The following is a 15172-nucleotide window of genomic DNA, read 5'->3' on the forward strand; positions in this document are numbered from 1 at the left end:
CCGAGTTTGCTCCAAATAGTCAAATAATATGACTAGTCGGAACTCAACTTCCGTGAAATAATGCCCGCCGCTGGCGCGAAGGCCGGCCTGTGGGTGCCATGCTACCAATCGGCGCCCTGGATAAGAACATCTTGGGAGACGCGCCTGATGCCCCCTAAAGCTCTCTATGCGGCTAGCACCATGGCCGCCTTGTTGCTCGCGACGCCGGCCAGCGCCCGCCAGCTCACGATCGGCTTCTCGCAGATTGGATCGGAATCCGGCTGGCGCGCGGCCGAGACGTCCGTCTCAACGTGAAGTCGATCTCCTGCACCGCGCCAATGCTCTTGCTGATCCCCCACACCTTGAGCGTGCTTCTGTTCGCCTTCATCGCCCTCCAGCAGGGGCTGGTCGCGCTCGCGCGCCGGCCGGTGGCGAAGCATGCGGGAGCGGCGTCATGACCTCGCGGATCGTCGTCATCCCGACGCGGCGGGCCCATTCCAACCATGCGGAGGTGGCGCGTTCGATCGGCGTCGACATCATCGCCGGCCGCTATGCGGAAGGCACGCGCCTGCCGGGGGATGCCGAGATGATCGCGATGTTCGGTGTGTCGCGGCCGGTGCTGCGCGAGAGCGTCAAGACGCTGGTCGCCAAGGGCCTGCTCACCACCAAGGCGCGGGTCGGCACCGTCGTGCGCGAGCGCGGCGCCTGGAACATGTTCGACGCGGACGTGCTGGCGTGGCACCTCGACGCCGGCATCGACAAGCGCTTCCTCAACGACCTCGCCGAGATCCGTCTCGCCGTCGAGCCGCGCGCGGCGATGCTGGCGGCAACGCAGCGATCCGAGCAGGACATCAGCGAGCTGCGCCGCTGCATGGATCGCATGCGGCAGGAAGCGTCCGACTCGGTCGGATTTGCCGATGCCGATCTCGCGCTTCATGTGGCCGTGGCGCGTGCCTCGGGCAATCTGTTCATGCGCTCGATCGGGCATGTCATTGAAGCAGCGCTGCGCGCCTCTTTCCTGCTCAGCGCTCCGGTCGAGTCGGAGGACCGCGAAACCGTGCTGCTCTGGCATCAGAAGATCGTCGATGCCATCGTCGCGCGCGATGCCCACGCCGCATCCGAGGCCATGGTCTATGTCATTCACAACGGCATGCGCCGCCATGACAGTACGGTGATCGAGACCGCCCCGGCCGAGCCGCTGCGGTCGGCCGACACTGGAGAACAAGCGTGACAGACCTTCGCATCGCCATCGTCGGCTTCGGCAAGATCGCGCGGGACCAGCATGTGGGGGCGATCGCCGCCACACCGGGTGGAACGCTCGCCGCCGTGGCGAGCCGCAACGCCTCGCTGCCGGGGCTACCGCATTTTGCGACCGTCGAGGAATTGCTTCAGAAGGGGCCGCCGATCGACGCGGTCTCGCTCTGCACGCCGCCACAGGTGCGGCGGGCCCAGGCCGCGGCGGCGCTCGCCGCCGGCAAGCATGTCATGCTGGAGAAGCCGCCGGGCACCGGCGTTGCTGAGCTTGATCCGTTGATCACGATGGCGGCGGGTGCGAAGCGGACATTGTTTGCGACCTGGCATTCGCGCTATGCGCCGGCGGTGGAGCCGGCCCGGCAATGGCTCACTGATCGGCACATCAAATCCGTTCACATCAGCTGGAAGGAAGACGTGCGTGTCTGGCATCCCGGACAGGGCTGGATCTGGGAGCCCGGCGGCCTCGGCGTGTTCGATCCGGGCATCAATGCGCTGTCGATCCTGACCAGGATTCTGCCGAAGCCCGTGTTCGTCACCGCGGCCGAGCTGGCCTTTCCAGCCAATTGCCAGGCGCCGATCGCGGCGAACCTGAACCTGACGGATATCAGCGGCCTGCCCGTGACCGCCGAGTTCGACTTCCGCCAGACCGGGCCGCAGAGCTGGGATATCCTCGTCGATACCGATCAGGGCCGGCTGACACTGTCCAGCGGTGGCGCGCGCATGGCCGTCGACGGCAAGGTGCTTGCCGAAGGGCCCGATGAGGAATATCGCGGACTCTACCGACGCTTCGTCGCGCTCACAGCGACCGGCGCAAGTGACGTCGATCTGACGCCGCTCCGTCTCGTCGCCGACGCCTTCCTGCTCGGCAAGCGCACGATCGTCGAACCGTTTGTGGATTGAGCATGGCCGCATCAACAATCACAAGAGACGTGTTCGGGACCCTGCCCGACGCCCGCAAGGTCGAGCGCGTCGTGCTGCGCGGGCAGGGCGGCTTCGAGGCGCGCATCATCAGCTACGGCGCGGTGATGCAGGCGCTGATCGCGCCGGATGCCAACGGCGGATACGACGACGTCGTGCTTGGCCATGATGCCTTCGCCGGCTATCTCGCCGAACGAAAGTTTCTGGGCGCCACCGTCGGCCGCTATGCCAACCGCATTGCCAAGGGACAGTTTTCGCTTCAAGGCGAGACGGTGCGGCTTGCCGTCAACAACGGTCCGAATGCGCTGCACGGCGGGCTCGAGGGTTTTGATCGCAAGCTCTGGGAGATCGCTGATATCGACGAGGGCGCCGAGCCCGCCGTGACGCTCACCTATGTCAGCCCGCACGGCGAGGAGAATTATCCGGGCAGGCTCGAGGTCCGCGTGACCTATCGCATCACAGGCCCGACCGAGCTGTCGCTGCTGATGGAAGCGCGGACCGACCGGCCGACCATCGTCAATTTGACCAACCACAGCTTCTTCAACCTCGAGGGCGCGACGTCAGAGACGTCCATTCTCGATCACCGCTTGATGGTCGCCGCCGAGCAGTTCCTCGCCATCGATCCCACCGCCATTCCGCTGCCGGAGCCGCCGCGCAGCGTGGCCGGCACGCCGTTCGATTTCCGCAAACCGCGGCCGGTGGGCGAGTGCATCCGCGAAGGCGATCCGCAATTGCGAAATGGCAGGGGCTACGACCACACCTACTGCCTCGGCCGCGACGGCAAGCTTGCGCTCGCGGCCCGGCTGGAGGCGCCGCGCTCCGGGCGCATCATGGAGCTGCTCACCGATCAGCCCGGACTTCAGGTCTATTCCGGCAATTATCTCGACGGTACGATGTCCGGCAAGGGCGGCAAGCTGATCCGGCAATCGGACGCCATGTGCCTGGAGCCGCACATCTGGCCCGACGCGCCGAACCGGCCGGATTTCCCGAGCCCGCGCCTCGATCCCGGCGGGGTCTATCGCCATCACACGGTCTATCGCTTTTCGGTGAGGTCGCTATGATGGAGCAGGTGCCGACGACTGTCCTCTCGGACCATCCTTGCCATCTCGGCGAAGGTCCGACCTATGACGTGACCACGGATACGGCCTGGTGGTTCGACATTCGCGAAGGCAAGCTGTTCGAGGCGCAACTCGGCACCGGCTCTGTCCGCAGCCACGCGCTCGGTCGGATGGCGAGCGCGCTGGGGCGCATCGACGCCGAGCGGCAGCTGATCGTCGCCGAAGATGGTCTCTACATCCGCAAGCTCGCTGATGGTGCGATGACGCTGTTCTGTCCGCTCGAAGCGGACAATCCGATGACGCGCTCAAACGATTGCCGCGTGCATCAATCGGGTACGTTCTGGATCGGTACTATGGGCAAGAAAGCCGAGCCGAAGGCGGGCGCGATCTACGCGCTTCATCGCGGCAAGATCTCGACGCTGTTTCCCGGCATCAGCATTCCCAATTCGATCTGCTTCTCGCCCGACGGCGCAACCGGCTACTTCACCGACACGCCGCGCGCGGTGCTCTATGCCGTGCCGCTCAACCCCGCGACCGGCCTGCCGCGTGGCGAGCCCGAGGTGCTGTTGCGCCACAGCGGCATCGGCGGTCTCGACGGTTCGGTATGCGACGCCGACGGGCAGATCTGGAATGCGTGCTGGGGCGCGAGCCGGATCGACGTCTACTCGCCGCAAGGCGAGCGTCTGCGTTCGCTCAGTGTGCCGGCGAAGCAGGCGAGCTGCTCCGCCTTCGTCGGCCCCGACCTGTCGCGCCTGCTCGTCACGTCGGCCTGGCAGGATATGGACCCGGCGGCACGCGCTGCCGATCCGCAAGCCGGCTGCACCTTTCTGCTCGAAGCAACCGCGCGCGGCCGCGCGGAACCCGACGTCAAGCTCGCATAGGAGGCCGAAGCCGTATACGACGCGTCGTTCTCGACACTACGAAGAATGTCCGACACCCAAAGGGAGTGAAACATGCTGAAACTGAAGACAACATTTCTCGCGCTGGCGTTGGCCAGTGCCGCCACGATGGCCACAGGCGTCGCTGCCTTCGCCCAGAAGGCGACGGTCGGCATCGCCATGCCGACGAAATCCTCGGCGCGCTGGATCGACGACGGCAACAACATGGTCAAGGTGCTGAAGGAGCGCGGCTACAACACCGACCTGCAATATGCCGAGGACGACATCCCGAACCAGCTCTCCCAGGTCGAGAACATGGTGACCAAGGGCGCCAAGGCGCTGGTGATCGCCGCGATCGACGGTACCACCTTGTCCGACGTGCTTAAGCAGGCGAAAGCAAAAGGCATCACCGTGATCGCCTATGACCGCCTGATCCGCGGAACGCCGAACGTCGACTATTACGCGACCTTCGACAACTTCCAGGTCGGCGTGCTCCAGGCGGAATCGATCGTGCAAGGTCTCGGTTTGAAGGACGGCAAGGGCCCCTTCAACATCGAGCTGTTCGGCGGCTCGCCCGACGACAACAATGCCTACTTCTTCTACAACGGCGCCATGAGCGTGCTGAAGCCGTATATCGACAGCGGCAAGCTCGTCGTCGTGTCCGGCCAGATGGGCATGGACAAGGTCGCGACCCTGCGCTGGGACGGTGCCACTGCGCAGGCCCGCATGGACAACCTGCTCAGCGCCTACTACGGCAACAAGAAGGTCAACGCCGTGCTGTCGCCCTATGACGGCCTCTCGATCGGCATCATCTCCTCGCTGAAGGGCGTCGGCTACGGCAGTGCCGGCCAGCCGATGCCCATCATCTCGGGCCAGGATGCCGAAGTGCCTTCGATCAAGGCCATGCTGCGCGGCGACCAGTACTCGACCATCTTCAAGGACACCCGCGACCTCGCCAAGGTGACCGCCGACATGGTCGACGCCGCGCTCGCCGGCAAGCAGGTCACCGTCAACGACACCAAGACCTACGAGAACGGCGTCAAGACCGTGCCGTCCTATCTGCTCAAGCCGGTTGTGGTCTACAAGGACAATTGGGAGAAGGTGCTGGTCGATAGCGGCTACTACAAGAAGTCGCAGTTCCAGTAAGACTCTCTCTTTTTCCCCTCTCCCCGCTTGCGGGGAGAGGGTTAGGGTGAGGGGCCCCTTTCCATACGGGCAGTGGTTGGTATGCACTCCGTCATTGCGAGCGCAGCGAAGCAATCCAGTCTGCCACCGCGGAAATAGTCTGGATTGCTTCGCTGCGCTCGCAATGACGATGTGGATGCAGCGATATCATTCAACCTCTCCCCGCACGCGGGGAGAGGCGAAGTAACGCAAGGGACACCAAAGCCATGACCGCCATGCTGGAGATGCGCAACGTCAGCAAGAGCTTTGCCGGCGTGCAGGCGTTGCGCGATGTCAACTTCTCGGTTCGCGCCGGGCAGATCCATGCGCTCGTCGGCGAGAACGGCGCCGGCAAGTCGACGCTGATGAAGGTGCTGAGCGGGGTCTATCCGCACGGCAGCTACGAGGGCACCATCGTCTTCGAGGGCGAGGAGCGCCGCTTTCGCGACATCAATGATTCCGAGGCGCTGGGCATCATCATCATCCATCAGGAGCTGGCGCTGATCCCGCTGATGTCGATCGCGGAGAACATCTTCCTGTCGCATCCGCCGTCGACGTTGGGGGTGATCGACCGCGACGAGGTCTACCGGCGCACGCGCGAGCTGCTGGCGCAGGTTGGCCTGAAGGAATCGCCGGATACGCTGATCACCGATCTCGGCGTCGGCAAGCAGCAGCTCGTCGAGATCGCCAAGGCGCTGTCTAAGCGGGTGCGGATGCTGATCCTGGACGAGCCGACCGCGAGCCTCAACGAGGCCGACAGCGCCGCGCTGCTCGAGCGGCTGATGACGTTCCGCGAGCAGGGCATCGGCTCGATCCTGATCTCGCACAAGCTGAACGAGGTCGCCAAGGTTGCCGACCACATCACCGTGCTGCGCGATGGCCGCACGGTGGACAGCATCGACTGCCACGCCGAGCAGATCCAGGAAGACCGCATCATCCGCAGCATGGTCAACCGCGACATGGCGCACCGCTTCCCGGAGCGCAACGTGAAGATCGGCGAGCCGGTGCTCGACGTCGAGAATTGGTCTGTCTATCACCCCATCCATCCCGAGCGGCAGGTGATCAAGAACGTCAGTTTCGGTGTCAAGCGCGGCGAGGTCGTGGGCATTGCCGGGCTGATGGGGGCTGGGCGCACCGAGTTCGCCATGAGCCTGTTCGGCCGCTCCTGGGGCACCAATATCAGCGGCACTATCCGGCTCGAAGGCCGTGAGATCGCGCTGCCGAGCGTCGCCGCCGCGATCGATGCCGGCCTTGCCTACGTCACCGAGGACCGTAAGCAGCTCGGCCTGATCCTTGCCGACGACGTCCGCAAGAACATCACGCTGGCGAGCCTCGACCAGGTCGCACCCGGCAGGGTGATTGACGACATCGCCGAGCTCAAGGTCGCCAGCGACTACCGCAACCGGATGCGCATCCGCTGCTCCGACGTCTACCAGGAGACCGGCCAGCTCTCCGGCGGCAACCAGCAAAAGGTCGTGCTGTCGAAATGGCTGATGACCGACCCGAAGGTCCTGATCCTGGACGAGCCGACCAGGGGTATCGACGTCGGTGCCAAATATGAGATTTACTGTATCATCAACGAGCTTGCGGAAGCCGGCCGCGGCGTCGTGGTGATCTCCTCCGAGATGCCCGAGCTGCTCGGCATCTGCGACCGCATTTGCGTCATGAACGACGGCGCCTTCGTCGGCGAGTTCAAAGGCTCAGAGGCGACACAGGAAAAGATCATGCGCGCCATCATGCGCAACGAACGAAGCATTGGGAACGCCGCGCCCGCGGCCGCGGAGATGGGAGGATTGCAGCCATGACCGACAAGACGGTTTCGCTGCCCGAGGAGCGCCGGCACGGCAGCTTCATCAAGAACAATTTGCGCAATTACGGCATGTTGATGTCGCTGGTTGCGATCATGCTGTTCTTCCAGGTCGTGACCGGCGGCACGTTGCTGCAGCCGCTCAACCTCACCAACCTGGTGCTGCAGAACAGCTACATCGTCATCATGGCGCTGGGCATGCTGCTGGTCATCGTCACCGGCCATATCGACCTTTCGGTCGGCTCGGTCGCAGGCTTCATCGGCGCCGTGGCGGCCTTGCTGATGGTGACCTACAAGGTCGACTACACGCTCGCCTTCCTCGCCTGCCTCGCGCTCGGCGGCGCGATCGGTGCGGCGCAGGGCTATTGGGTAGCCTATTTCAAGATTCCGTCCTTCATCGTGACATTGGCGGGGATGCTGGTGTTCAAGGGCCTGGCACTCGCGGTGCTGCAGGGCCAGTCGCTCGGGCCGTTCCCGGCGACCTTCCAGAAGCTGTCCTCGGGCTTCATTCCGGAACTGCTGCCCGAGGCCGGCACGCTGCATCCGACCTCGATGCTGATCGGCGCCGTTCTCGCGCTCGGGCTCGTCTATGCCAGTGCCAAGGGAAGGTCGCGCGAGCAGTCGCACGGCATCGAGGTCGAGCCCTATGCGTTCTTCCTCGGCAAAAGCATCCTGCTCGCCTGCGCCGTGCTCTATTTCACCTATCTGATCGCCTCGCATCGCGGCCTGCCCAACGTGCTGGTGATCATGACCGCGCTGATCGCGCTCTATGGCTTCGTCACCCGCCGCACCGTGATCGGCCGGCAGATCTACGCCGTCGGCGGCAACGCCAAGGCGGCGAGCCTGTCGGGCATCAAGACCGAGCGGCTGACCTTCCTCACCTTCGTCAACATGGGCGTGCTCGCCGCACTTGCCGGCCTCGTCTTCGCCGCGCGGCTCAACACCGCAACGCCCAAGGCCGGCCTCGGCTTCGAGCTCGACGTCATCGCCGCCTGCTTCATCGGCGGCGCCTCGGCCTATGGCGGCGTCGGACGGGTCGGCGGTGCCGTGGTCGGCGCCATGATCATGGGCGTGATGAACAACGGCATGTCCATCCTCGGCATCGGCATCGACTATCAGCAGGTCATCAAAGGCCTGGTGCTGCTGGGCGCGGTGTGTATCGACGTGTACAATCAGCGGCGATAGGTCGGGTAGGGTGGGTTAGCCGAAGGCGTAACCCACCAGCGGCTGTACCCCGGATGCAGAAGTGGTGGATTACGCCTCCGGCTAATCCATCCTACGCGCGCATTCGACGCTCGCGAGCTGAGCTATTGCTCACAACGTGGGTATATGATCGAATGTCTGGATGGAGCAAGGCCGGCCAAATCCCGATCTGATCATCTTCGACTGCGACGGTGTGCTCGTCGACAGCGAGCTCTTGAGCTGCCGCTGCCTCTCTGAGGCCCTGGCGGAATTCGGCCTCGTGCTCAGCGAGGAGCAGGCGCTCGAGCTGTTTCTCGGACGCAGCACCAAGGCCGTCGAGCAGCATTATCGTGATCTCGGCCACTCGCTGACGGACGCCTTCATGTCCCGACTGAAGTCGCGTGTGCTGGAGAATTTTGCCGCCTCGCTCGCGCCGATCCCCGGGGTGGAGGCGGCGATCTCCGGACTGACCGTGCCGTTCTGCGTGGCTTCATCCAGCGACCTCGACCGCGTTTCGCTTTCGCTCGACGTCACCGGTCTTCGGGCATATTTCGGCGATCGGATCTACACTGCGCAGATGGTCAGGCACGGCAAGCCGGCGCCCGATCTCTTTCTCCATGCCGCCGAGAGCATGCGCGCGTCGCCATCGCGCACGCTGGTGATCGAGGATAGCGTCAGCGGCGTGCAGGCGGGCAAGGCGGCCGGCATGACCGTCTGGGGATTTGTCGGCGGCGGCCATTATCGCAACCGCGACGGCGGGGCTATATTATCCGCCGCCGGGGCCGATCGGGTCTTCGCGCATATGAGCGATCTCTGGGAGGTGTGAGCCCGCATGGCCGCCGAGAACGACAAGTCGAGACTCGACGACGCCGCGCGCGCCGGCTGGCTCTATTTCATTGCCGGCCACACCCAGGACGAGATCGCGAAGATGCTCCAGGTGTCGCGGGCCTCGGCGCAGCGGCTGGTCTCGCTGTGCCTCGCCGAGCGGCTCATCACCTTCCGGCTCGAACATCCCATCGCGGCCTGCATGGAGCTGGCGGCGCGCCTGAAGCAACGGTTCGACCTCGTCCATTGCGAGGTGGTGCCGGCCGATCCGGCCGCGCCGCAGGCGGTGGCTGGAATCGCCGAGCGCTGCGCCAATTTGCTCGATTCCACGCTGCGTTCGGAGACGCCCGTGATCGTCGCGCTCGGCACGGGGCGGGCGGTGCGCGCCGCGGTCGAGCGCGTCACGCCGATCGAGCGGCCCAATCACCAGATCGTCTCGCTGGTCGGCAACATTTCCGCCGACGGCTCGGCGAGCTTCTACGACACCGTCGGCCGGCTCGCCGACCGCACCGGCGCGCGGCACTATCCGATGCCGCTGCCGTTCCTGATGTCGTCGGAGGACGAGCGCAACAAGATGGTGCGCATCGAGCCGATCGCGAAGGTGAAAGCGGTCGCAGCCAAAGCGGATTTGCGCCTTGTCGGCATCGGTCAGATGGACCAGAAGGCGCAGGTGCACATCGACGGCTTCGTCACCCGCGACGAATTGTTCGAGATGATGCGGCTGGGCGCCATCGGGGAGATTACCGGCTGGGCCTATGACGCCAAGGGCCGCCTGCTCAAGGCCGGCACCAACAAGCGCCTCACCAGCATTCCGCCGGAAGTGCCGGCGAAGACAACGACCATCGGTGCGGCGGTAGGCGCGGCCAAGGTGGCTGCAATTGCAGCCGCGTTGAGCGGCGGGCTGATCAACGGATTGATCACGGACGAGGCGACGGCAAGAGCGATTCTGGAGCGGTAAAAGCGCTTACGCTTCGCGTGCCTACCACTGGATGCTCCGCGTTCGCGGAGCACGACAGCCGTGGGTGAAGCAAAACCTTCCCGTCCTTCCCGCACCGCAGCACTCATAAGTTGCGCAAACACCCGCGCGCGTGCTTGACAACTGCCGTTCGCCCGTCGAACATACGCCCAACGCGTGGGCATATGCCCAAAACGCGAATTGAGGGGAGGTCACCGTGAAACATGTCCTGGGCGCCGTCTGCGGCGCGTCTTGCCTGCTGCTGGCCGTCCCAGCGATGGCCGAAACGACCCTGACGATCGCCACCGTCAATAATGGCGACATGATCCGCATGCAGGGGCTGACGGGTGAGTTCACCAAGAAGAACCCTGATATTTCGGTCAAATGGGTGACGCTGGAGGAGAACGTGCTGCGCCAGCGCGTCACCACCGATATCGCCACCAAGGGCGGCCAGTTCGACGTTCTCACCATCGGCACGTACGAGGTGCCGATCTGGGCCAAGAAGGGCTGGCTGGTACCGCTCGCCAACCTCGGCGCCGACTATGACGTCGCCGACCTCTTGCCCAAGATCAAGGACGCGGTCTCCGCCGACGGCAAGCTCTACGCCGCGCCGTTCTACGGCGAGAGCTCGATGGTAATGTATCGCACCGATCTCTTCGAGAAGGCCGGCTTGAAGATGCCGGAAAAGCCGAGCTGGGATTTCGTGATCGACGCCGCCAAGAAGCTGACCGACAAGAGCGCCGGCACCTACGGCATCTGCCTGCGCGGCAAGGCAGGCTGGGGCGAGAACATGGCGTTCCTCTCGGCCATGGCCAATTCCTATGGCGCGCGCTGGTTCGACGAAAAGTGGCAGCCGCAGTTCAACACGCCGGAATGGAAGACGACACTCACCACCTACGTCAACCTGATGAAGGAAGCCGGCCCTCCCGGCGCCAGCTCCAACGGCTTCAACGAGAATCTGGCGCTATTCAACGCCGGCAAATGCGCAATGTGGATCGACGCCACGGTCGCGGCGTCCTTCGTCACCAACCCCAAGGAGTCCAAGGTCGCCGACAAGGTCGGCTTCGCGCTCGCGCCCAACACCGGGCTCGGCAAGAATGCCAACTGGCTGTGGGCCTGGAATCTCGCAATCCCTGCCGGCTCCAAGAAGACGGAAGCCGCCGAGAAGTTCATCGCCTGGGCAACCAGCAAGGACTACACCAAGCTGGTGGCGTCGAAGGAGGGCTGGGCCAACGTGCCGCCGGGCACACGCACCTCGCTCTACCAGAACGATGAGTACCTGAAGGTCGCGCCGTTCGCCAAACTGACGCTGGCCTCGATCGACGCCGCCGATCCCAACAAGCCGACGGTGAAGCCCGTTCCCTACGTCGGCGTGCAATACGCCGCTATCCCCGAATTCCAGGGCATCGGCACGCAGGTGGGCCAGCAGTTCTCGGCGGCGCTTGCGGGATCGATGACGGTCGATGCGGCGCTCACGGCTGCGCAGTCCGCTACCGAGCGCGAGATGAAGCGCGCCGGCTACATCAAGTGAACCCGGGCTCTCCCTGAGCTCAAACTTGCGGCCATCCATCCTTGCTGGATGGCCGCCCTTCTTCCTCCGAGCGGAGCGCCAAGAATGGCAACCCGGCAGACGCAGCTTCTTGCGCGGTCGCTCCTGACCCCGGCCGTCGGGCTGCTGTTCATCTGGATGATCGTCCCGCTGGCGCTGACGATCTACTTCTCGACGCTGCATTACAGCCTGCTCGATCCCGGTTCGGAATCGTTCGTCGGCCTGGAAAACTTCCGCTACTTCCTCACCGATCCTGCCTTCCTCGCCTCGCTCCAGAACACGCTGGTGCTGGTCGGCTCGGTGCTGGCGCTGACCATCCTGCTCGGCATTCCCCTGGCGCTGCTGATGGACCAACCCGTGATCGGCCGCAATTTCGTGCGGTTGATGGTGATCGCCCCGTTCTTCGTGATGCCGACGGTGAGCGCGCTCGTCTGGAAGAACCTGTTGATGCATCCAGTGTCGGGATTGTTCGCCTGGCTCGCCTCGCTGTTCGGCCTGACGCCGATCGATTGGTTCAACGACGTGCCGCTGTTTGCGGTGATTTTGATCGTGACCTGGCAATGGCTGCCGTTCGCGACCCTGATCCTGCTCACCGCGCTGCAATCGCTCGACGAAGAGCAGAAGGAAGCCGCCGAGATGGACGGCGCGAGCGCCGTCTCGACCTTCATCTACATCACGCTGCCGCACCTCGCGCGTCCCATCACGGTGGTGATCCTGATCGAGACCATCTTCCTGCTCACGGTGTTCGCCGAGATCTTCGTCACCACCGGCGGCGGGCCGGGCCTGCAAACCACCAACATCGCCTTCCTGATCTATTCGCAGGCGCTGATCCAGTTCGACGTCGGCAGCGCCTCGGCGGGCGGGCTCGTCGCGGTGGTCATTGCTAACATCGTCGCCTTCTTCCTGGTCCGCATCGTCGGCCGCAACCTGGAGGCCTGACATGGCACGGATGGCGACGACGCGGCGGGTGATGATATCGACGGCGGCGGCCTGGCTGTTCGGCTTCCTGATCTTCTTCCCGATCCTGTGGATGGTGCTGGCGAGCTTCAAGACCGAGCTGGAGGCCTTCGCGATCCCGCCATCCTTCCTGTTCTTCCACTGGACCACGGAAAATTACGCGACCGTGCAGGAGCGCAGCGACTACCTGCACCACGCGATGAACTCGATCATCATCGCCGGCGGCTCGACGCTCATTGCGCTGTTGATCGCCATTCCAGCGGCCTGGTCGATGGCGTTCTCGCCGACCAAGCGCACCAAGGACATCCTGCTCTGGATGCTCTCGACCAAGATGATGCCGCCGGTCGGCGTGTTGGTGCCGATCTACCTGATCTACAAGAGCCTCGGGCTGCTCGATTCCCGCATCGGCCTCGTCTTCATCCTGTGCCTCGGGAATTTGCCGATCGTCATCTGGATGCTCTTCACTTATTTCAAGGAGATCCCGCGCGACATCCTCGAAGCGGCGCGCATGGATGGTGCCACGATCGGCCGCGAGCTGGTCTACGTGCTGACGCCGATGGCGATCCCGGGACTGGCGTCCACGCTGCTGCTCAATCTGATCCTGGCTTGGAACGAGGCGTTCTGGACGCTGAACCTGTCCACCTCGAGCGCTGCGCCGCTCACCACGTTCATCGCCTCCTATTCGAGCCCCGAAGGGCTGTTCTGGGCAAAACTGTCGGCGGCGTCCACGCTGGCGATCGCGCCCATTCTCGTCCTCGGTTGGTTCAGCCAGAAGCAGCTCGTGCGCGGGCTCACCTTTGGCGCGGTGAAATAGGGGGCTGCCGGAACATGGGTCAGATCACACTTCAGGGCGTGCAGAAATCCTTCGGCCCCGTACACATCATCAAGGGCGCCGACCTCGAGATCGCCGATGGCTCCTTCGTGGTGTTCGTCGGTCCCTCCGGCTGCGGCAAGACCACGCTGCTGCGGCTGATCGCGGGGCTCGAGGACGTCAGCGGCGGCAAGATCCTGATCGACGGCAAGAACGTCGTCGATACGCCGCCCGCCAAGCGCGGGCTGTCGATGGTGTTCCAGTCCTACGCGCTCTATCCGCATATGAGCGTGCGCGGCAATATCGGCTTCGGCCTCAAGATGGCGGGCTTGCCGAAGGACGAGATCAACCGCAAGGTCGAGGCGGCCGCCACGACGCTGAACCTCACGCCCTACCTCGACCGCAAGCCGCGCGAGCTCTCCGGCGGCCAGCGCCAGCGCGTCGCGATCGGCCGCGCCATCGTCCGCGAGCCCAAGGCATTCCTGTTCGACGAGCCGCTCTCCAACCTCGACGCCGCGCTGCGCGTGCAGATGCGCATCGAGGTGACGCGACTTCAGAAGCAGCTCGGCACCACCGCGATCTACGTCACCCACGACCAGGTCGAGGCCATGACCATGGCCGACAAGATCGTCGTGCTCAACGGCGGCAAGATTGAGCAATATGGCTCGCCGCTGGAGCTTTACGAGCGACCCGCCAATCTCTTCGTCGCCGGCTTCATCGGCTCGCCCAAGATGAATTTCGTCACGGGCGAACCCGCTTTGCAGAAGGGGGCAGCGACGATCGGCGTCCGGCCGGAGCATCTGAAGATCGAGCGCGACGGCGGTGGCGGCTGGCAGGGCACCATTGCGGTGGCCGAGCATCTCGGCAGTGACACCTTCCTCTACGTCGATGCCGGCGCGCTCGGCATGCTGACCGCGCGCTACATCGGCGAATTGAGCCTGCATGCCGGCGACCGGGTGTCGCTGATGCCCGACCCTGCGCGCATTCACCGGTTCGATGAGAGCGGCAACGCTCTTCGGGGCTGACAAGAAACGGCAAGAAGACGGAAAGACGACCATGTATCTGGAAAAATTCAGGCTGAGCGGCAAGACCGCGTTCATCACCGGCGGCGGCCAGGGCATCGGCCTCGCCTGCGCGGAGGCGCTGGCCGAGGCCGGTGCGAAGGTCATCATCGGCGACCGCGACGGCAAGGTCGCCGACGGCGCCGAGGCCAGCCTGAGGGCGAAGGGCTACGACATCGAGACCGCAATCATGGATGTCACCAACACCACACGCGTGGCGGAGGTGGCAAGTGATCTCGTCGCCCGCCATGGCAAGGTCGACATCCTCGTCAACAATGCCGGCATCGCGCGGAGCGAGACGCCGGCCGAGACCGTTACCGACGAGCACTGGCTCAACGTCATCGATGTCAATCTCAACGGCACCTTCTGGTGCTGCCGCGAGTTCGGCAAGCACATGTTGAAGGCCGGAAGCGGCGCCATCGTCAATGTCGGCTCGATGAGCGGCTTCATCGTCAACAAGCCGCAGGAGCAGTGCTTCTACAATGCCTCCAAGGCCGCCGTGCACCATCTGACCAAGTCGCTGGCCGCCGAATGGGGCGCGCGCGGCATCCGCGTCAACGCGGTGGCGCCGACCTATATCGAGACGCCGCTCAACGCCTTCGTGAAGAGCAATCCAAGAATGTATGACGCCTGGATCGGTGGAACTCCGATGGCGCGCATGGGGCAGGTCGAGGAGATCGCCTCCGTCGTGCTGTTCCTCTCGTCCGAGGCCGCGAGCCTGATGACCGGCAGTATCGTGCTGGTGGATGGCGGCTACACTTGCTGGTAGGCTCA

Annotated in this window: 15 protein-coding genes and 1 pseudogene; all 16 read left to right on the top strand. The window is 64.4% G+C overall.

Features of this window, described 5'->3' with window-relative positions:
• Positions 1–147 precede the first annotated feature (147 nt).
• A pseudogene (locus ACVWYQ_RS38125) lies at positions 148–288 on the top strand (sugar ABC transporter substrate-binding protein); the annotation flags it as partial.
• 2 nt (positions 289–290) lie between these two features.
• A complete protein-coding gene (locus tag ACVWYQ_RS38130; RefSeq protein ID WP_271545134.1) occupies positions 291–437 on the top strand; it encodes a hypothetical protein in 147 nt (48 codons plus the stop codon).
• Positions 434–1210 carry a FadR/GntR family transcriptional regulator gene (locus tag ACVWYQ_RS38135; protein WP_157282541.1) on the top strand — a complete coding sequence of 259 codons (777 nt, stop codon included), beginning with the start codon at positions 434–436 and terminating at the stop codon, positions 1208–1210. Before ACVWYQ_RS38130 ends, ACVWYQ_RS38135 begins: the two co-directional genes overlap by 4 nt.
• A complete protein-coding gene (locus ACVWYQ_RS38140; RefSeq protein ID WP_271545133.1) occupies positions 1207–2133 on the top strand; it encodes a Gfo/Idh/MocA family protein in 927 nt (308 codons plus the stop codon). Before ACVWYQ_RS38135 ends, ACVWYQ_RS38140 begins: the two co-directional genes overlap by 4 nt.
• Before the next feature lie 2 nt (positions 2134–2135).
• A complete protein-coding gene (locus ACVWYQ_RS38145; RefSeq protein WP_271545132.1) occupies positions 2136–3212 on the top strand; it encodes an aldose epimerase family protein in 1077 nt (358 codons plus the stop codon).
• Entirely contained in the window at positions 3212–4090 is an 879-nt protein-coding gene (locus tag ACVWYQ_RS38150) for an SMP-30/gluconolactonase/LRE family protein (RefSeq protein ID WP_271545648.1), read from the top strand. Before ACVWYQ_RS38145 ends, ACVWYQ_RS38150 begins: the two co-directional genes overlap by 1 nt.
• Positions 4091–4162: 72 nt before the next feature.
• Entirely contained in the window at positions 4163–5233 is a 1071-nt protein-coding gene (gene chvE, locus ACVWYQ_RS38155; protein ID WP_157282544.1) for a multiple monosaccharide ABC transporter substrate-binding protein, read from the top strand.
• 245 nt (positions 5234–5478) lie between these two features.
• On the top strand, positions 5479–7056 hold the full coding sequence (gene mmsA, locus ACVWYQ_RS38160) for a multiple monosaccharide ABC transporter ATP-binding protein (protein ID WP_404542228.1): 1578 nt from the start codon (positions 5479–5481) through the stop codon (positions 7054–7056).
• A complete protein-coding gene (mmsB, locus tag ACVWYQ_RS38165; protein ID WP_157282546.1) occupies positions 7053–8243 on the top strand; it encodes a multiple monosaccharide ABC transporter permease in 1191 nt (396 codons plus the stop codon). Before mmsA ends, mmsB begins: the two co-directional genes overlap by 4 nt.
• A gap of 160 nt (positions 8244–8403) precedes the next feature.
• The gene (locus ACVWYQ_RS38170; RefSeq protein WP_404542225.1) at positions 8404–9066 is read left to right on the top strand and encodes an HAD family hydrolase; all 663 of its coding nucleotides are present in this window, start codon (positions 8404–8406) and stop codon (positions 9064–9066) included.
• A gap of 6 nt (positions 9067–9072) precedes the next feature.
• A complete protein-coding gene (locus ACVWYQ_RS38175) occupies positions 9073–10023 on the top strand; it encodes a sugar-binding transcriptional regulator (RefSeq protein WP_157282548.1) in 951 nt (316 codons plus the stop codon).
• A gap of 214 nt (positions 10024–10237) precedes the next feature.
• Entirely contained in the window at positions 10238–11551 is a 1314-nt protein-coding gene (locus tag ACVWYQ_RS38180) for an ABC transporter substrate-binding protein (RefSeq protein ID WP_271545130.1), read from the top strand.
• Between the two features lie 84 nt (positions 11552–11635).
• Entirely contained in the window at positions 11636–12508 is an 873-nt protein-coding gene (locus ACVWYQ_RS38185) for a carbohydrate ABC transporter permease (protein WP_036035012.1), read from the top strand.
• 1 nt (position 12509) lies between these two features.
• A complete protein-coding gene (locus ACVWYQ_RS38190; RefSeq protein WP_404542220.1) occupies positions 12510–13340 on the top strand; it encodes a carbohydrate ABC transporter permease in 831 nt (276 codons plus the stop codon).
• 14 nt (positions 13341–13354) lie between these two features.
• Positions 13355–14362 (top strand): ABC transporter ATP-binding protein, encoded by a 1008-nt coding sequence (locus tag ACVWYQ_RS38195; protein WP_404542218.1) that lies wholly within the window; start codon positions 13355–13357, stop codon positions 14360–14362.
• Between the two features lie 31 nt (positions 14363–14393).
• Positions 14394–15167: an SDR family NAD(P)-dependent oxidoreductase gene (locus tag ACVWYQ_RS38200; protein WP_404542216.1), complete on the top strand. Its 774-nt coding sequence runs from the start codon at positions 14394–14396 to the stop codon at positions 15165–15167.
• Positions 15168–15172 lie beyond the last annotated feature (5 nt).

It is taken from the genome of Bradyrhizobium sp. USDA 3397 (genome assembly GCF_054060965.1).